The organism is Haloarcula sp. KBTZ06, from assembly GCF_048595605.1.
GTDB lineage: Archaea > Halobacteriota > Halobacteria > Halobacteriales > Haloarculaceae > Haloarcula > Haloarcula hispanica.
The window spans coordinates 2,794,666-2,811,921 of record NZ_CP184337.1 but is presented as its reverse complement, the minus strand read 5'-3'; the positions used below and the strand labels follow the sequence as shown (position 1 = coordinate 2,811,921).

The window sequence follows — 17,256 nt, the reverse complement described above, 5'->3', positions numbered from 1 at the left end:
TCCGAATTCAACAGTCATTAGCCCCGTGACCGTGCAGTGACCGTATGGCAAACGACGACCTCATCGCGGCACTGCGGGACGCTGACGCCGTCAAGTTCGGGGAGTTCGAACTCTCCCACGGCGGCACGTCGAACTACTACGTTGACAAGTACGTCTTCGAGACCAACCCCGACTGTCTGGACCGTATCGCCGCGGCCTTCGCCGAGCGCATCGCCGAGTGGGACACCGACGCCACGCTCGCCGGCGTCGCCCTCGGCGCGGTCCCGCTGGTCGCAGTCACCAGTGTCGAGACGGGCATCCCCTACGTCATCGCTCGCAAGCAGGCCAAGGAGTACGGCACGGGCAACCGAATCGAAGGGGACCTGACCGACGGCGAGGAGGTCATCATCATTGAGGACATCGCGACGACCGGCCAGAGCGCGGTCGACGCCGCCGAGGCGCTCCGCGAGGCCGGCGCTGTCGTCAATCGCGTGCTCGTCGTCGTCGACCGTGAGGAGGGGGCCAGCGAGAACCTCGCCGACCACGACCTCGAACTGTCCTCGCTCGTGACGGCGTCGGACCTGCTGGCCGACGCGCCCGACGATATCGACGTGTAGCGCGAGCGGCATCGCTGTCGACGGTGCGCGGTCGGGACACACCACCGATGTGTTCTTGACGCTGGCTCGCCTACCCACGAGTGCAAATGGCTAATCTCGAACTCTACGAACTCGAGGGGTGTCCGTACTGTGCGAAGGTAATCAAGAAACTCGACGAGCTGGGCCTCAACTACGAGTCCCACATGGTCCCGCGGTCCCACGGCGAGCGGACCGAAGTGAAGGAGGTTTCGGGCCAGACGGGCGTTCCGGTCCTCGTCGACGAGGACAACGGCGTCGACGGAATGCCTGAATCCGACGACATCGTCGAGTACCTCGAAGAGACGTACGGGCAGTAGACTCGGCGCTTGCGGTGGTTCTCGTTTTTACGTGACAGCGAAGACTGAGAGCGCCCGCTCAGGCGACTTCCTCGCGGTCCTCGCCGCGCTCCATAATGAGGTCGCGCAGGTCGATGGCGTCCTCGATGTTCTCCATCTCCTCTTTTTCGATGAGCGCGGTCCCCTCGACGGACTCCCGCCGGAGTTCGTCGACGACGTACACCGACCGAGTCCGGGTTACCTCGCCGACCGAGGACATGATGCGGGCTCGCTTCTCGGCCGTCTCGGTGAACGCCGAGTGACCGGCAAGGACCTGCCCGTGCTCGTCGTCGCTCTCGTTGACGCTCTTGAAGGGCGCGCGGTCCGTCGGGTGGACTTCGAAGCCGATACGGGTGAATACCGTCACAATCGGCTCGTCTTCCGGTGCGACGGCGGGGTCGTCCGGTGTCGGCTCGTCGTCACGGACTTCCTCGGCGCCGTCGAGGACGCTCACCGGCGAGGTCAGCGGCGCGTCGAACAGGTCTTCGAGTTCGGCGGCTACCTCGACGGAGGCGTCCATTCCGTCCTCGTATTTTGAGACCGTCCGCCGGGAGACGCCCAGTTCCTTCGCCAAGCGGCCCAGCGACCAGTCGCGGTCCTCGCGCACGTCGGCGAGAATCTCCGAGTCGATGTTGACGTAGAGTCCGCCCGGAGCGGCGTAGATGAGCGGTGGGACCTCCTCGACGAACAGGTCCATCGCGGTGTCGGGCGACAGCACGGGGACGCCGTGGCGGAAGTAGACGACGCCGGGTTTCAGTTCCTCGTCACGGGTCCGGAGTCCGACCACGATCGGTGTAGCATTCAGGTACGTGCCCAGTCGCCGCATCTCGCCCCCTGTCTGTGCGTCGAAGGCGTCGATGTTGCCCAGTATCTTCAGGAGCAACACGTCCTCACCGCGACGGGCAGCGATGTCGAAACTCTTCGGACGAATCGCACAGCGGTCGCTGACGAGGAAGCCAGCGTCTTCGAGCATCGCCATGACGTTTTCCACCAGCGCCGACCGTGACATAGTACTCTGTACCTCTACTGAGTCTAGACCGTTCACCCATTATATGCATTGCGCCGTTCGTTGACCTCTCAGGCTCCTATCGACAGCGTGACGAAAGGGGTTTGACCGTTTCGGGGCTACAGGCGCTTGTGACTGTCGTCGGCCTCGATGATACGGACTCGCGCGAGCGGGGGATGTGTACGACCTACGCCGCCGCCACCCTCGCGGAGGCGATACGCGACGCCGGGGGGACCGTCGAGCGACTGCTCCTCGTTCGACTGAACCCCGCCGTCGAGCACAAGACCCGCGGGAACGCGGCGCTGGCAGTGCATACGGACCTCGACGCCGACACGGCGCTTGAACTGGCCGAGGACGTGCTCGACATGGCCGAGACCGACGACCCGCGGACCAACCCCGGCGCTATCGTCGCGGACTGCGACCCCGAAGACGTCCCACCGCAGGTCGCAACGTTCGCCTGCGAGACAATCCAGTCGATACAGGACCCGATGGCCGCGATGACGCTAGCTGACGTGGTCGGGTTCGCCCGTTGCCAGCGGGGCAACGGCCGCGGCCTCGTCGGCGCGCTCGCGGCGGTCGGGGCCTGGGCCGCGCTGTCGGATTGGACCTACGAACACATCGCCTACCGGGAGCAAGACCGGTGGGGCACTGAGCGGGCGGTCGACGGCGAGAGCGTCCGCGCCGTGGCGGCCGAGTACTACCCCGACGTGTGGGACACTGTCGACCGTGCATCGGGCTATCCGGTCTGCGTTCCCCGGACGCCGTGTCCGATTCTCTACGGAATCCGCGGCGACGACCCCGACGCCTGTCGCGCTGTCGCCGACGCGATCGACAGCGAACCCATCGCCCGGCGAGCGACGTTCGTGACGAACCAGGGGACGGACGTCCATCTACAGGACGCCGCTGTCGACGCGGTCACGGCTGACAGCGCCTACCGCGTCACCGGCGACGTGGTCGACGCCCCCGAAACGCGGGAGGGCGGGCATGTGTTCGTTACGCTCGAGGGCGACGATACGACCCTCGACTGTGCGGCCTTCGAGCCGACAAAGGGCTTTCGCGATCGGGTCCGCTCGCTCAGGGTGGGCGACCGAATCACCGCCTGTGGCGAAGTGACCGACGGCACGCTCAAACTGGAGAAGTTCGCGGCTCGGGAACTCGTTCGGACGGAACCCGTGACGCCGGACTGCCCGGACTGTGGGCGGTCGATGAAATCTGCCGGCCGGAACCAGGGCTATCGGTGTCGGGACTGCGGTACCAGCGCCGACGGCAAGACCGAGCAGTCAATAGAGCGGGGACTGGAACGCGGCTGGTACGAAGTGCCGCCGGTCGCGCGCCGCCACATCGCCAAGCCGCTGGTCCGTGGCGGGTTCGACGCACCCACTCACCCGTCCCGCTGAGACGGATTAGCGTCGCGGTGTACCGGTCTCTCTCGACCTCGGGGACGACTTATGCGGAAATGAGCGACAACAATTCGAATGCGGTGTGACATCGTCGCGTAAACATCCCACCCGACAATCAATCGTGGCCCTGGTCCTGTCTTCTATCTGGTTCGAACCGGCTACCGTCGAGTAAGCACCACGAATATTCCGGTAATACGGGGATATACCTCGATTTAGACTACGGATAACAATATTGATATACCGTTATGTGCGGCCATGAGCACCGAAGGGGCAGACACCCAGCGGCGAAATACGACGGACGGCGAGGCCGCCGAGAAGCTATTGACTGTCGAACACGAGCCGGCTGCGGGCGGCGGCCAGCGCTCGATCCTGTATCCGCCCGGCAGCACGCCCTCCGAACTGGAAGGGAACTGGCTGGCCGTTTCGTCGGACCTTCTCGTTCCGCTTGACGACGTTCAGTAGCCCTTACGCCCGATAACCGACAGGTAACAATAATGATACCTGTCGTGAATCGAGACATGGACTCCGATACCCGGTCGACGAGTGCGGTGACGGCAGCGGCTGACGTTGACGAGGGAACGCTACCTGCCGTGGTACGCTCCCGTCCCGACGGCAGTGAGCGACTCATCTGCTACGCGCCGGATGTCGACACGACAGACGTAGAGGACCAGTGGCTCTCCGTCGATGCCGACTTTCCGGTCTCGACACTGCTGATGCGGTAGGTTAGTCGTTCCGTCCGGTCAACGCAACAACCACGTCGTCACCGTCCTGGAGTTCTCCCCGCTCTCTGAACTGAAGGAGCGCAGCCGTCGCCGTCGCACACGTCGGCTCGACGTGAAACCCTGCCCCACTGAGTCGGTCGCGCTCTCGCTCGGTTGCCGCCGCGGAGACGGCGACGGCGGCACCGCCGGTTTCGTCGATGGCGTGTCGTACTTGCTGGGCACGCGGCGGGTCGCGGATGTGGATCCCGTCAGCGAGGTCGTTGGCAGCAGCGTCGTCCGGTGTACTGCCCTCCTCGTCGGCGATGGGACTGTACCCGACCGCTTGCGTCCCCAGTATACGCGGGATAGCGTCCGTCCATCCAGCTTGCTCCAGTGCCCGGAACCCGCGGTAGAGGCCGAGAAACAGCGTCCCGTGACCGAGCGGTGTGACGACGGCGTCCGGCACGCTCCAGTTTCTCTGGGCGGCGATTTCGTAGGCGGCCGTCGCCGTCCCGGCGAAGAACGCGGGGTTCCAGGCGTGACTGGCGTACCAGCCCGCCCCACTCTCGACGGCGTCGATACAGGCCGCGGTTACGGACTCTCTACTCCCCTCGACCGGGACCACGTCGGCTCCGGTCCGTTCGATGCGGCGAACCTTCGCTTCCTTTGCGCTCGCCGGGACGTATATCTCCGCGTCCAGGCCCGCCCGTGCCGCGTAGGACGCGACTGCCAGCCCGGCGTTGCCCGAGGAGTCTTCGAGCACGCGGTCGGCTCCGACTCCGAGCGCTTCGGCGATGACCGTCGCCGCGCCGCGGTCCTTGAAACTCCCCGTCGGGTGGAGATACTCCAGTTTGAACGTGGCGTCCCACTCGGGCGCGTCGACCAGCGGCGTCCAGCCTTCGCCTAAACTGACCCGCTCACCCATCGGGAGGAAGTCAGCGAAGTCCCAGACGCCGCTGGCCCGCGAGAACTGCGCCGGTCGGCTGTCGGGCAGGGGCTGGCTGGCGTAATCAAGCGGAGCCCCGCAGGAACACCGCCAGGGTTCCTCACGGGGGTACTCCCGGTCGCAGACGCTACAGGTGCGCATGGGCTTGCTCCGTGGCGAACCGTCCAAAAGCTGGCGGCGTCTGTGGCGCGGTAGTCGGTGCCTGCGGCTGGGCTGGCGGAGCGCACGGAGCGATGGCCGGGCGGCCGCGCCGTCGGCCGCCCCGGGGAAAGGCAGGTCAGCAAGCGAGCATACGCGGCGCGAAGCGCCGCGTTTCACGGGACCGAGCGTAGCGAGGTCCCGCGTTTTCCCCACGTTTTTGCGAGGGGGGTGCCCACAGGCCGCACCGCGGCCGAGGACACCCTCCGAAGTAAAAAGTGGTTGTTAGTAGGTGTCGACGTTCGTCCCGACCGAGCAGACGTACTCGCCGGTCGCGACCTGCGGGAGTCGACGGGCACGCCAGAACACGCCGCTGGAGTCGGCGGTGATTTCGGCCTTCGGCTCGCCGAACACGTCGGTCACCTCGAACAGCGTCTCGCCGCGGGCGACGCGGTCGCCGAGGTCGGGCTTGAGGTCGATGAGGCCGCCGACGGGGGAGCCGTACTGTTCGAATCCGGAGGCGCGGGTCTGGGGGCGCGTGTCATGGTGGCCATCGAGGAAGCCGTAGTAGTGCAGGACGTTGAAGACACCGTCGACGCCCCGCTGGATGGACTGTTCGTCCCAGCCGACACAGCCGCCGAGTTCGGGGTCGATTGTCGGCACGCCCTCGTCGGGGGCGGCGCGAGCCAACTGCCCGTCGGGGCCTTTCTGGTCGAGGATGTAGCCACAGCCGAACACTTTCGCGAGTTCGAGACACTCCTCGTGGAGGCGGTGGCGGGTGCCACACCGGACCCGTACCTCGTCGATCATCCGCGAGGTCGACCCCTGATGCAGGTCGAGCACGTAGTCGGCGCTGATGGCGGCGTTGAACGTCGCCGCGGCGATGCGCTCGCTCGACGTCCCCGTTTTGTCGCCCGGATACGCCCGATTCATCTTCGTGTCGTCGATCGGGTTGCGGTGCTCGGCGACCTGGAACGCGTGGTAGTTGACGACGCCACAGACCAGAATCGTCCCGGACAGCTCCGTCGGGTCAAGCTGTGGGAGCGTCCGCTGGATGACGCCGACGCCGTTCAGTTCGTCGCCGTCGCTGGCCGCCTGTATGTAGAGTGTCCGTCCGTCGTCGACACCGTTGACGACGGCGACCGGTAGCCCGAACGTCGACCCGTCGCGGGTCTCACCGACCTCCAGCCGCCCCGTGTCTTTCTCACCGGGGGCGGCGGTCGCCGTACCGAAAGTAACCATTGTTCCCACGTTTGCCTTGGGAGCCTTTACTGGTTCGGATTTCGCCAGCAGTTGCGCCGGACCGACGGCATCTTGGGGCCGCCGCCCCTATCGACAGGTGTGTCCCAGTCCGAGCCACAGAGCGGGAAAGCGGCGATGGTCGCGGCGCTGAACGTGCCACGGAACGCGAAAATCGGCTTCGTACTCGCCGGCCTGTTCACGGCGGGGCTGTTCGCCCTGTTCGTCCTGCCGGGGACCCAGCGCCCGATGGGGTTCTACGTGGCGCTGGGGTTCGTTCTCGCGACGTCGCTGGGCGGTCTGCTGACGGCGCTGTTCACGGCCCTGTCGGCTGTGCGACTCGCAAGACAGTAGCAAAACGCTATTTTCCCTCGGCCAGTTCTGTAAGCCGACCGCCGCCGGTTCGAGTCCCCTTCGCGATGAGCACGTCGCCCGTCTGAATCTGCGTTTCCGGCCCTGGCGAAACGACCCAGTCGCCGCCCTCGCGCCCGGTCCGTTCACTCTCCCCGGCCCCGCGACGTATCGCGATGATCCGCATACCCGTCGCCGTCTTGACCGCCGCGTCGCCGATGGTCGTCCCCGCGAGATCGCTGTCGGGGTACACTGTCGTCCGAACGATGACCTCGTCGGACTCCTGGACAGCCTCGGCGACGACCGGATGCGTCGACAGCCCTCGCAGGACACCCTCGCTCATCTCCAGTGCGGCGTCGGAGATAACCTCTGTCGACCGGGCCAGGTGGACGAGGCCCCGCAGCGACACGGGGTCGTCGATGTCAGCGGCGGCCCGGAGCGTCCAGGCCTCGAAGCGGGACTGCAGCGCGTCGACCTCGGCTTCGAGTTCGACGACCTCTTCGGCGACCTCTGTGCTGTCGAACAGTACCGCGCCGTAGGCTAGGTCAACCGCCAGCTCGCCCATGTCTTTCATCAGGACGATAGAGTCGACGGCGCGTTCGAGGTCCCGGACGCCACCCTCGGGTGGTTCCGGCGGTTCGTACACGTCGCCGGTCGCGTCCTGATACACCTCGGCGATACCGTCCTCGGGGCCACGGAACAGCACCACGTCGTCCGCTTCGAGGCGCGTCTCCCGGTCGGGGTTGAGCAGCCAGTTCCCCTGCCGGCGGATCGCCAGCGCGCGGACGCCGGTCTCGGTTTCGAGGTTCAGGCCGCCCAGTGTATCGCCGGTCAGTCGGGAGTCCGAACCGATTGTCGCCCGCACGAGCGTCTCGACGGCTTCGGGCAGGGCCGCCCGCATCGTGTCTGGCAGGCCGATATCCTCTAGCACTATTTTGGCGATGTCGCCGGCCGCGTCGCTGATCTTCTCGGCGGCCCCGACCATCCCCAGGACGGGGGCCAGCGACTCCGCGTCCGCCGTCGACCGGCAGGCCATCAGGAGGCTCATGCGTGCACGCAACTGCAGTACGTCCATCTTCTCCTCTAACTCTAACACCTCTGCGGCCACGTCGTCGCTACCCAGCAGGACAGCCGAGTACGAGAGGTCGATGAGCAACTCGGCGGTGTCTTTCATCTCGGCCAGCACCTGCTTGACGCTGACCGGTTCGTACTCGACCGTCCCTGTCGGGTCCATGGCCGCCGGTTCGATGCCCCCGAGCAAAAACGTTCCTCACTGTGTGAGGAGATAGCGCGCCCCGCTATTGGCTGTGACTGGCCGTTTGCATACCAGTGTGGGTGCTACGTTGGGGTATCGACCCAAATAGACCGGTAATCAGATGGACAGTCGTCCAATAACTGTTCCTGACATTGTGCCACACACGCTCGGAAAGAAAATGTTTTTCCCGGAAGGTAGGGAAGAGATTGCGTATGTCCGACGACCTCAAGAAGGGACTCGAGGGTGTCATCGTCGCCGAGTCCGAACTCAGCGTTATCGACGGCGACGCTGGCAAACTCGTGTATCGGGGGTACACCATCGAGGACCTCGCGAAGGGTGCCAGCTACGAAGAGGTGCTGTACCTGCTCTGGCACGGTCATCTGCCGAACCGGGACGAGCTCTCCGAGTTCAAGCAGGCGATGGTGGACGCACGCGGCGTGGACGACGATGTCATCTCGACCGTGCGACAGCTCGCCGAAGCGGACGAGAACCCGATGGCAGCGCTCCGGACCGCGGTGTCGATGCTCTCGGCGTTCGACCCCGCACCCGAGGACGCCGAACCGACCGACGAGACGGTCAATCTCGAAACTGGGCGGCGGATTACGGCCAAAATTCCGACCATCATCGCGGCGTTCACTCGCATCCGCGACGGCAAGGAACCCGTCGCACCTCGCGACGACCTCGACCACGCCGCGAACTTCCTGTACATGCTCAACGGCGAGGAGCCCGACGACGTGCTCGCCGACGTGTTCGACCAGGCGCTCGTGCTCCACGCCGACCACGGCCTCAACGCATCGACGTTCTCGGCCATCACGACGGCGTCGACGCTGTCGGACGTTCACAGCGCGGTCACCTCTGCTATCGGGACGCTGAAGGGACCGCTCCACGGCGGCGCCAATCAGGACGTTATGGAGATGCTAAAGGAGGTCGACGACGCCGAATCCGACCCGCTCGACTGGGTCAAGAACGCCCTCGACGAAGGCCGCCGCGTCTCCGGCTTCGGCCACCGCGTCTACAACGTCAAGGACCCGCGCGCGAAGATTCTCGGCGAGCGCTCGAAGGAACTCGGCGAGGCCGCCGGGACGCTCAAGTGGTACGAGATGTCGACCACCATCGAGGACTACCTCATGGAAGAGAAGGGGCTGGCCCCCAACGTCGACTTCTACTCGGCATCGACGTACTACCAGATGGGCATCCCCATCGACATCTACACCCCAATCTTCGCGATGTCCCGCGTCGGCGGCTGGGTCGCCCACGTCTTCGAGTACATCGAGGACAACCGCCTGATTCGCCCCCGTGCCCGGTACGTCGGCAAGAACCCCGACGAGACGGAGTTCGTGCCGCTGGACGAACGGTAAGGCGCTCCCGCTGTCAGTCGTCCGTAGCCTGTCACTACCGCGTGGCCGTGAGCGCGTTTCATCGCGCGAACCGGGGAAGGGCAGGGCGGCCAGCGTCCGGCGGCGACGCCGCCGGTTCTCGGAATCGGCACAAGATGCATCTCCTGTCGAGTCTCTCCAATATCGAACTCTGCGGTAACGGACGCGTAGCGACTGTCCGCGAACGAAGTGAGCGGTTCACCGAACGCGAGCATAGCGAGCGTTCGGCCTTTTTCGCCACCGAAAGACTCGCTGCGCTCGTCTTTCGAGCCTTGCTTCGTGGTTCGAGAGAGCTTCGCTCTCTCGTCATCACGAGGGGCGCAAGCGCCCCTCGAACGACTCCGCTCAGCAAGACCACGTTTTTGCGCCGCGCGGTGCGTGAAGCGTACCCGAGGCGGAAAAAGGAGGTTAGCCAAACACCGACTTGAACCGCGTCACGCCGTCGTCGGTGCCGGCGATGACGAGCTTGTCAGTCGGTTCGATAGTCACGTCAGGACCGAGGTCGGTGATGACTGCGCCGTCGCGTTCGATGGCGACGACCGTACAGCCCGTCCGCGAGCGGACATCGGCCTCGCCCAGCGTCGTACCACCGAGGCCGTCGGCAGCGACGCGGATGACCTCGACTTGCTGGTCCATCGAGATGACGTCTTCGTCTTCGAGGATCGTGGAGGCGAGCATCCGGCCGCTGACCGTCGACAGCGCGAGGACGTAGTCAGCGCCCGCCCGGTACATCTTCTGGACGTTCTCGCTTTCCTCGGCGCGGGCGATGATTTCGACGTCCGGGTTGAGGTCACGGATGACCAGCGTCGCGAACTCGGTGTCGGTGTCCTCCGATAGGGCGAGAATAACCGTTCTGGCTGCGCCGACGCCAGCGTGTCGCAGGTCGTCTGGCTCCGTGGCGTCGCCGACGACATCGACGCCGGGCTCGTCGGTCTGATCGAGCACTGTGTGCGGCACCCCGGCGTTCGTGAGCGCCGCCGTGATCGTCTGGCCGACCTCGCCGGCACCGATGATGACAGTCTCCCCGCGGCGGAAGCCGTGTACGCTAGAAAGCGTCATCTCCTTGAGCTGTTCCAGCTGACGTTCGGTCCCCGAGACCAGCAGGACAGTACTGCCGTCGAGTTCGGCGTCGGGGTCGGGCGGACTCACGAACTGGCCACGGAACCACGCGCCGATGACGTTGACGCCGGTCTCCTCGCGGATGCCGCTGTCGGCCAGCGTCGTTCCGACGAGGTCGCTCCCACGGTGGATCGGCAGTTCGGCGATGTCGAAGTCCTCACCGATTTCTATTGAGTCCCCGAGCGTCGTCGAGACGCCGGTCGTGACCTTGCTCGCGAGGCTCTCACCGAGCAGTCCACGCGGCGACAGGACGGCGTCGGCGCCGGCGAGGTCGTGGTACTTCGCCCGGTCGGGCTCCTTGACGACACTGACGGTCTGGACGGACTCGTCGACTTCACGGGCGGTGAGGATGATACTGGTGTTCACCTGGTCGGACGCGTCGGCCACGACCGCGCGGGCGGACGACAGATGGGCTCGCTCGAGCCCGTCGACGGACTGCGGGTCGGCGTGGATGACGTAGTACCCGTCTTCGTAGAGGTCGTTGGCCCGGTTCCGGTCCGGCTCGACGATGACGTAGTCGACGTCCCAGGTGTCGAGTTCGGTGACGAGTGTCTCACCACGGGGAGAGAACTGACAGATGACGACGTGGTCGCTGAGTCCGTTTTCGACCGTATTCGGGGCTTTCGTCTCCATTGCCTCCTCGAACAGCGGAAACAGCAACACCGGTAATGCGAGGAAGATGAGCACGACGCCGGTGATGTCCATCACGATGATGAGTAGTAACATCTCCGTGCTCTGCCAGTCCCCATCCGAGCCGTAGCCAGTCGTAGTAAACGTCTCTACGACGATTTGCAGCGATTTCAGGAACGTGCGCGGCTCGTTCTCGAAGGCCGACATCCCGTAGTCGTAGGCCAGCGCATAGGCTAGGATGATGCCAACGAGGCCGAGAACGTACAGCGCTGTTCGTCGCTGCCAGGTATCCATCTACTACGTTCTGGGATACCGAGTGTAAAACAGTTCTGTCCGGCTAGTCGACGGCCCTCTCAGGAAACGAGCGCCAGGGAGAGTTTCTCACCCGGCCGTTGTCCCGCACTTTCACTTTCACCGCGCTACGACGGGATTTAAGTTAATCGCGTTCCTTCTCCCGCGTGCAGTCACACGCTCCCCCTTTCCGTTTCAGGACACTACCCGAGCAGTCGTGGCTATGGCGGCCGTCGATGCCGCATGGTCGGCCGACAGTATAACATGGTCCGGTGAATAGCCACTCCCATGCTCTCATTTGAGGACGTCCTCGCGGCACAGGACACCGTCTCTGAAACGGCCAGGCACACACCGCTCGATTACTCGCACACGTTTTCGGCGATGACAGGCGCGGATATCCATCTCAAGCTCGAACTGTTCCAGCGCACGGGGTCGTTCAAGATACGGGGTGCGACCAACCGCATCGCGTCGCTCTCGGACGCTGAACGGGAAGCCGGTGTCGTCACGGCGAGCGCCGGCAACCACGCTCAGGGAGTTGCACTGGCCGCCACGCGAATCGGCGTCGACTCGAAAATCGTGATGCCGGAACGAGCACCAGTCTCGAAGGTGAAGGCGACCCGGAGCTACGGCGGCAACGTGGTCCTCCACGGCCGGGACTACGACGCGGCCGCCGAACACGCCCACGAACTCGAGCGCGAGGAGGGCCGGACCTACGTCCACGCTTTCGACGACGAGAAAGTGATGGCGGGGCAGGGGACCATCGGACTGGAAATCTACGAGGACCTCCCCGGTGTGGACACGGTCGTCGTTCCAATCGGCGGCGGCGGGCTCATCAGCGGCATCGCCACGGCGCTCAAAGGTAAGGACGAAAGCATCCGCGTCATCGGCGTCCAGGCCGAGGGAGCGTCCAGCGTGGCCGAATCCCTGGAGAAGGGGCACCGTATCGAACGTGACAGCGTCGAGACCATTGCCGACGGCATTGCCACTCGTACCACCGGCGAAAAGACGTTCGAGGTCATCAGCGAACGCGTCGACGAGGTCGTGACGGTGTCGGACTCCGAAATCGCTGTCGCCCTGACGACGCTGTTAGAGCGCTCAAAAACACTCGCCGAGGGCGCGGGTGCCGTCGCGCTGGCCGCCGTCATGGAGGAGAAGTTCGATTTCGAGGACGACGAGACGATTGTCCCCGCGCTGTGTGGCGGGAACATCGACCTGAACATGTTGACTAACGTCATCATGCGCGGCCTCGTCGAGACCGGCCGCTATCTCAAGATCCGGACTGTCCTTCAGGACCGCCCCGGAGCGCTAGAGGAACTCGTCGAGGTCCTCTCGCGCGAGCAGGTCAACATCTATGGCATCGAGCACGACCGGACCAGTCGCGACGTGGCGATGAGTTCGGCCGAGGTCGAACTGGATCTGGAGACCCGCGGCCACGACCACGTTGACGAACTCATCGACGCGCTCACCGACGAGGGGTACGAGGTCGACGTGCTCGTCTGACTGGGTCTCGCCCCCCGAGCCAGAGCGCGCCGAGAGAACTGTTCTCGACTGATTTCGGCGGGGTTTTAGCCGCGGCGGCCACCGCTTCGTGTATGCGACGGCTCGCACGGACAGTACCTGCCGATACAACAGCACGGAACGGAGGGCGCTGATGGACCCGCGAACGAAGGCCAGCCTCCTGTGGGGCGTCGTCGGGGGCCTCGCGTTTCTGGTTCTCGTTCAGGGTTACGAACTGCTGGCCGGGACGCCGGTGTCGATATCAGCCAAAGCCGGCGTCGCCGTAGCCGTCGGTATCGGGGCGACGCTGGCCTCTTACCGCATGCAGCCCCGGCTGTTCGGAAACGAAAGCCCTTAATCGCCCGCCCTCGCACTCTCGAAATACGTGCCAGGATGGCCGAACGGTAAGGCGCACGCCTGGAAAGCGTGTTCCCTTTCGGGATTCTGGGTTCAAATCCCAGTCCTGGCGTTTTCTGTGACTGACTGCGAGTGAGGAGCGACAGCGACGAGCGAGCCAGCAGTCACGAAACGTACACTGACTGGAATTTGAGCACGCGAGTCGCAGCCCCGGGAGCACAGCGAAGCGAGCACCCCGGAACGTCTCGCCATCGGTTCAAATCCCAGTCCTGGCGTAGTGAGGTTCGAACGAAGTGAGAACCTCCAGAACCGCGAACGGCGAACAAAGTGAGCCGTGAGCGGGGATTTCTGTGACTGACTGCGGGTGAGGAGCGACAGCGCCTGTCACATTGCTGTTCCGCCTGCCAGTGCAACCACCGCACCGTTTTCCCGCCCACAGCCCTGATACTCGGTCGATGGTCGAACAGCGTGACGGCGACGAGATAGACCTGCTGGACTCCTCTATTCGGACGACCAGCGGGGCGCTGTTCTCGACGACGCTGTTCGTTCTCAGCGGTATCGTCTACGCGTTCGTCACATCGCCTGGAGCGACCGGGACGTATTTCTTCGTCAGTATCTCGGTCTCGCTCGTCCTTCGTCCGATCCGGGGCATCAGCCAGACGCTGCAGAAAGTCGGCAGCGAACGGGGCGAAGCTGTCGGCCCGTATTTCGGCCTGGCAGTGCTATTCGCCCTCGGCTATCTCCTCGTCGCCGGTGTGGCTGTGGCCGCGCTGGCCGGCGTCATCGTCCGCAATACCGTGGTGTCTCCGGGACTGCTCGCGCCTGTCGGTCTGTACGCCCTTGCGGTTGCACTGTCGATGGTCGCGACGAGTCTGGTCGGTGCCATCGGCTACCCGAGCGTGCAGACGTGGCTTAACGGCGTCCAGAGCGCTATCCAGCTCATCATCCTGCTGGCGCTGGCCCCGACACTGACGACCGCCGGCGACCTGCTGCTCGTCGTGGCCGGGGTTCGGCTGGCGGTGCTCGTTCCTGTGACCGTCGCGCTGGGCGTCGTCCCGACGCTGCCGGACCGACACGCCGTCGAGCGCGCCTGGAACTTTGCCAGGTGGAGCGTCCCGGACCAGGTGCTGGACCGTCTGTCGTACAATATGCCGGTGTACGTGCTGGGCATCGTCGCGACGCCGGCGGCTGTCGGGATCTACGAGGCCGCCGACCGGTTCGCCGACTTCGGGGCGACGATCTCCTGGCGGCTCTCCTCCCCGCTGCTCACGAAGGTCAGCGGGGACTCCTCCGCCGGTGACACGCAACTCGCGTACCTCGACGGGGCGGTCACCGGCGGGACGGGCGTCACCTTCGTCGTTTTCGGCTACCTGTTGGCCGCACACGACGTGGTTGCGCGGATCGCTTTCGCCGGCTCGGAGGGTGTCTTCTCGACGACTGTCCTGCTCGTCGGCGGCGTGAACATCCTCCGTGGCTTCTGGACGCTCACGTCACACGCCATGGAGGGTATCGGGAAACCGAGCGTGAGCTTCCGCACGAAGCTCTACGGACTGGCGTTCAGCGTTCCAGTGCCCACGATCTTCGGGGCGGAGTTCGGGGCGGTCGCCGGGGCCGCCGGGTACGGCGTCATGAATCTGGTCGTCTTCGGGTACGTCATCTACTATTCTCGGGCTGTCTTCGGCCGGATTCCGCTGGATTCCAGGGTTGCGGCGTACCTCGCTGTCGGCCTCGGAGTCTCGTTCGCACTCACGACCGGTGCGGTCGCCGTCCTCACGCGCGCTGGCCTCTCCCCGGTAATCGTTGCCAGCGCGGCCGCTGTGACGTGCCTCGTCGGCTTCGGCGGCTTCCTCGCTGCGGTGTCCGAACCGGCTCGACTCGTCGCCACCCGGACGGCAGCGCTATGGCGCGGTCGGGTTCGCTCCCTGCTTGGGTGAGCACTGCTCGTTCGCTGCGGACGTCGCCGCTCAGAGCCAGCGGTAGAACTCCAGTGTGTACCCTTCGGGGTCCTCGACGAAGGCGGCGAAGGCCTCTGCAGCGTCGACTTCAGTCGGTTCCAGCACCGGCGCAGCGCCGGCGTCGATGGCCGTCTCGAAGGTCCCCTCGACATCGTCGACGGTGAACGCGATGTGGTCCACGTCGGCGCGGTTCGGCGCGACCGGGGTGGTGCGGTCGGGATCGTAGCGCAGTTGCAGGTCGCCGTCGCCGTCTCGGCCGAGATAGACGTTCTCCACGCCGTCTAGCGTGAACCGATTCGTCTCCTCGAAGCCCAGCGCCTCGTAGAAATCCATCGTGCGGTCGAGGTCTGAGACGCAGATAGCGGTGTGTGCGAGGTCCATGCCGCGGCGTTGTGGACGGGGCGAAATGAGTGTGCCGGAAACCCGACTGTCACGGCCACTTAGAGCAGGTCGCCACGAGCGACGGCGACGACGCTGCCGCCGACTCGGACGCTGATGTCCTCGCCGCTGCCGTCAGTTGAGAGATGCAACAGCGACGGTCGCCCCATCTCGTAGCCCTGCTCGACACGGGCCTCGACGGCAGGGCTGCCGAGCATCTCGTGTCGGGCGAGATACGCGGCCAGACAGCCGTTCGAGGAGCCAGTCGCGGGGTCCTCCAGTACGTTGTAGAACGGTGCGAACACGCGGACAGCGAGGTCGTTGTCGTCGCTCCGCGGCTCTCGGCAGACCGCCAGAACGTTCTTTGCGTCGCGGTCGCCGGTCACGGCGTCGTAGGCGTCGCGGTCCAGGTCGATGGCTTCCAGCGCGTCGCGGTCGGCCACCGGGACGACAATCGTCGCCAGCCCCGTGGAGACGATTTCGACCGGCCAGTCGTGGTCCAGTCGGTCAGCCGGCAGGCCGAGAACGGCGGCGAGGTCCTCGTGGGTCAACTGCTCGCCGAACTCGGGGGCCTGCTGTGTCATCCACAGGATCTCGCGGCCGTCGCGCTCTCGCACTTCGACCGGGACCTCGCCAACAGGCAAGTCCAGCGTCACCGTTTCTGGAGTCCCGTCAGCCAGGTGGTCCCGGATGACCTGTGCGGTCCCGAGGGTCGGGTGGCCGGCGAAGGGCACCTCGGCCGCGGGAGTGAAGATGCGGACCGGCCACGCGCCGTCGGTCGGTTCGCCGGTAACAAACGTCGTTTCGGAGTAGTTCATCTCGGCGGCGATGGCCTGCATTTCGTCCTCGTGGAGGTCGCCGGCATCGGTCACGACGGCGAGTTGGTTCCCGGCGTATCGCTCCCGGGCGAACACGTCGACGATGTGAAACGGATGGGACATACCTGTTCGCTCGGCGTCGCTCCCAAAGAACACTCCGGATGCCTGTCGGATGGTACCGAGTCGCTTGAAGCCACCGGGCTATTTCTCGCCGTCAGCCGTATCGAGGGCATGGACACTGTTGCAATCGCCTGCTTCGACGGGTTCGACGAACTGGACGCCATCGGGCCCTACGAGGTGTTCGAGAACGCGGCGCGCTCTGGCGCGTCGTGGGACGTGACGCTTCGCTCGGTGCGCGACTCGGACACGGTCACTGCGAGCCACGGGCTTCGAGTCGAACCGGACGGATTGCTCGCCGACGTGACCCCGGACCTGCTCGTCGTCGCTGGCGGCGGGTGGAACGACCGAAGCGAGGCCGGCGTCTGGACGGAGACCGAACGCGGCGACCTGCCCGACGCCGTCGCGGCGGCACACGACCGCGGTGCGACTGTTGCCGGCGTCTGTACCGGCGGGATGGTGCTCTCTCGGGCCGGCCTGCTCGATGGCCGGCCAGCGGTGACACATGGCGGCGCAATCGAGGACCTGCGGGCGACCGACGCGACGGTTGTCGACGCCCGGGTCGTCGACGACGATGACGTTCTGACCTGTGGCGGCGTCACGTCCGGGCTGGACCTCGCCGTCCACCTCGTCGAACGCGAGTGGGGCGCGGACGTGGCCGCCGCTGTCTGTGAGGAGATGGAATACGAGCCCTGCGGCGAGGTCTTCCGCGGCGAATCGGCGTAAAACGCGG

The 17,256-nt window shown here is 65.4% G+C and carries 18 protein-coding genes and 1 tRNA gene; 12 read left to right on the top strand and 7 right to left on the bottom strand.

The window, feature by feature from the left end:
- The first annotated feature begins 44 nt into the window (after window positions 1–44).
- Window positions 45–596 (top strand): orotate phosphoribosyltransferase, encoded by a 552-nt coding sequence (gene pyrE, locus ACNO8S_RS14690; RefSeq protein WP_420182179.1) that lies wholly within the window; start codon window positions 45–47, stop codon window positions 594–596.
- An 86-nt stretch (window positions 597–682) separates the two neighbouring features.
- Window positions 683–931 carry a glutathione S-transferase N-terminal domain-containing protein gene (locus ACNO8S_RS14685; protein ID WP_420182178.1) on the top strand — a complete coding sequence of 83 codons (249 nt, stop codon included), beginning with the start codon at window positions 683–685 and terminating at the stop codon, window positions 929–931.
- Window positions 932–989: 58 nt separating this feature from the next.
- On the opposite strand, the gene ACNO8S_RS14680 is transcribed toward ACNO8S_RS14685, so the two are convergent.
- The gene (locus ACNO8S_RS14680) at window positions 990–1,958 is read right to left on the bottom strand and encodes a transcriptional regulator (RefSeq protein WP_420182177.1); all 969 of its coding nucleotides are present in this window, start codon (window positions 1,956–1,958) and stop codon (window positions 990–992) included.
- A gap of 128 nt (window positions 1,959–2,086) precedes the next feature.
- On the opposite strand from ACNO8S_RS14680, the gene ACNO8S_RS14675 reads away from it, so the two are divergent.
- The 3 genes from ACNO8S_RS14675 (at window position 2,087) to ACNO8S_RS14665 (ending at window position 4,077) form a co-directional block, all read left to right on the top strand.
- On the top strand, window positions 2,087–3,352 hold the full coding sequence (locus ACNO8S_RS14675) for a TiaS agmantine-binding domain-containing protein (RefSeq protein ID WP_420182176.1): 1,266 nt from the start codon (window positions 2,087–2,089) through the stop codon (window positions 3,350–3,352).
- A gap of 258 nt (window positions 3,353–3,610) precedes the next feature.
- The gene (locus ACNO8S_RS14670) at window positions 3,611–3,817 is read left to right on the top strand and encodes a hypothetical protein (RefSeq protein WP_420182175.1); all 207 of its coding nucleotides are present in this window, start codon (window positions 3,611–3,613) and stop codon (window positions 3,815–3,817) included.
- 32 nt (window positions 3,818–3,849) lie between these two features.
- A complete protein-coding gene (locus ACNO8S_RS14665; protein WP_023843450.1) occupies window positions 3,850–4,077 on the top strand; it encodes a hypothetical protein in 228 nt (75 codons plus the stop codon).
- Between the two features lies 1 nt (window position 4,078).
- Here ACNO8S_RS14665 and ACNO8S_RS14660 read toward each other — a convergent pair whose 3' ends face one another.
- Both ACNO8S_RS14660 and ACNO8S_RS14655 read right to left on the bottom strand, forming a co-directional pair.
- A complete protein-coding gene (locus tag ACNO8S_RS14660) occupies window positions 4,079–5,143 on the bottom strand; it encodes a pyridoxal-phosphate dependent enzyme (protein WP_420182174.1) in 1,065 nt (354 codons plus the stop codon).
- 282 nt (window positions 5,144–5,425) lie between these two features.
- Entirely contained in the window at window positions 5,426–6,382 is a 957-nt protein-coding gene (locus tag ACNO8S_RS14655; RefSeq protein ID WP_420182173.1) for a succinylglutamate desuccinylase/aspartoacylase family protein, read from the bottom strand.
- A 99-nt stretch (window positions 6,383–6,481) separates the two neighbouring features.
- Here ACNO8S_RS14655 and ACNO8S_RS14650 point away from each other — a divergent pair, with 99 nt between their 5' ends.
- Window positions 6,482–6,733, top strand: coding sequence for a DUF7536 family protein (locus tag ACNO8S_RS14650; RefSeq protein WP_420182172.1), 252 nt, complete (start codon window positions 6,482–6,484; stop codon window positions 6,731–6,733).
- A 7-nt stretch (window positions 6,734–6,740) separates the two neighbouring features.
- On the opposite strand, the gene ACNO8S_RS14645 is transcribed toward ACNO8S_RS14650, so the two are convergent.
- A complete protein-coding gene (locus ACNO8S_RS14645; protein WP_420182171.1) occupies window positions 6,741–7,964 on the bottom strand; it encodes a potassium channel family protein in 1,224 nt (407 codons plus the stop codon).
- 233 nt (window positions 7,965–8,197) lie between these two features.
- On the opposite strand from ACNO8S_RS14645, the gene citZ reads away from it, so the two are divergent.
- Window positions 8,198–9,343 (top strand): citrate synthase, encoded by a 1,146-nt coding sequence (gene citZ, locus ACNO8S_RS14640; protein WP_014041557.1) that lies wholly within the window; start codon window positions 8,198–8,200, stop codon window positions 9,341–9,343.
- Between the two features lie 426 nt (window positions 9,344–9,769).
- Here the strand turns inward: citZ and ACNO8S_RS14635 are convergent, their stop codons facing one another.
- Complete coding sequence (locus tag ACNO8S_RS14635) at window positions 9,770–11,404, bottom strand: potassium channel family protein (RefSeq protein ID WP_420182170.1); 1,635 nt, start codon at window positions 11,402–11,404, stop codon at window positions 9,770–9,772.
- Between the two features lie 285 nt (window positions 11,405–11,689).
- Here ACNO8S_RS14635 and ilvA point away from each other — a divergent pair, with 285 nt between their 5' ends.
- The 4 genes from ilvA to ACNO8S_RS14615 all read left to right on the top strand — a co-directional run bounded on the left by ilvA (window position 11,690) and on the right by ACNO8S_RS14615 (window position 15,189).
- Window positions 11,690–12,901 carry a threonine ammonia-lyase gene (gene ilvA, locus ACNO8S_RS14630; RefSeq protein WP_014041555.1) on the top strand — a complete coding sequence of 404 codons (1,212 nt, stop codon included), beginning with the start codon at window positions 11,690–11,692 and terminating at the stop codon, window positions 12,899–12,901.
- Between the two features lie 151 nt (window positions 12,902–13,052).
- A complete protein-coding gene (locus ACNO8S_RS14625; protein ID WP_014041554.1) occupies window positions 13,053–13,256 on the top strand; it encodes a hypothetical protein in 204 nt (67 codons plus the stop codon).
- Window positions 13,257–13,285: 29 nt separating this feature from the next.
- Window positions 13,286–13,367 (top strand) — tRNA-Ser (locus ACNO8S_RS14620).
- Between the two features lie 343 nt (window positions 13,368–13,710).
- A complete protein-coding gene (locus ACNO8S_RS14615; RefSeq protein WP_420182169.1) occupies window positions 13,711–15,189 on the top strand; it encodes a transporter in 1,479 nt (492 codons plus the stop codon).
- A gap of 30 nt (window positions 15,190–15,219) precedes the next feature.
- Here ACNO8S_RS14615 and ACNO8S_RS14610 read toward each other — a convergent pair whose 3' ends face one another.
- Window positions 15,220–15,591: a VOC family protein gene (locus tag ACNO8S_RS14610; RefSeq protein ID WP_129755732.1), complete on the bottom strand. Its 372-nt coding sequence runs from the start codon at window positions 15,589–15,591 to the stop codon at window positions 15,220–15,222.
- A gap of 59 nt (window positions 15,592–15,650) precedes the next feature.
- Window positions 15,651–16,529, bottom strand: a complete 879-nt coding sequence (locus ACNO8S_RS14605; RefSeq protein WP_420182168.1) for a PhzF family phenazine biosynthesis protein — start codon at window positions 16,527–16,529, stop codon at window positions 15,651–15,653.
- Here ACNO8S_RS14605 and ACNO8S_RS14600 point away from each other — a divergent pair.
- Window positions 16,521–17,249, top strand: a complete 729-nt coding sequence (locus ACNO8S_RS14600) for a DJ-1/PfpI family protein (RefSeq protein ID WP_014041551.1) — start codon at window positions 16,521–16,523, stop codon at window positions 17,247–17,249. The genes ACNO8S_RS14605 and ACNO8S_RS14600 overlap by 9 nt on opposite strands.
- Window positions 17,250–17,256 lie beyond the last annotated feature (7 nt).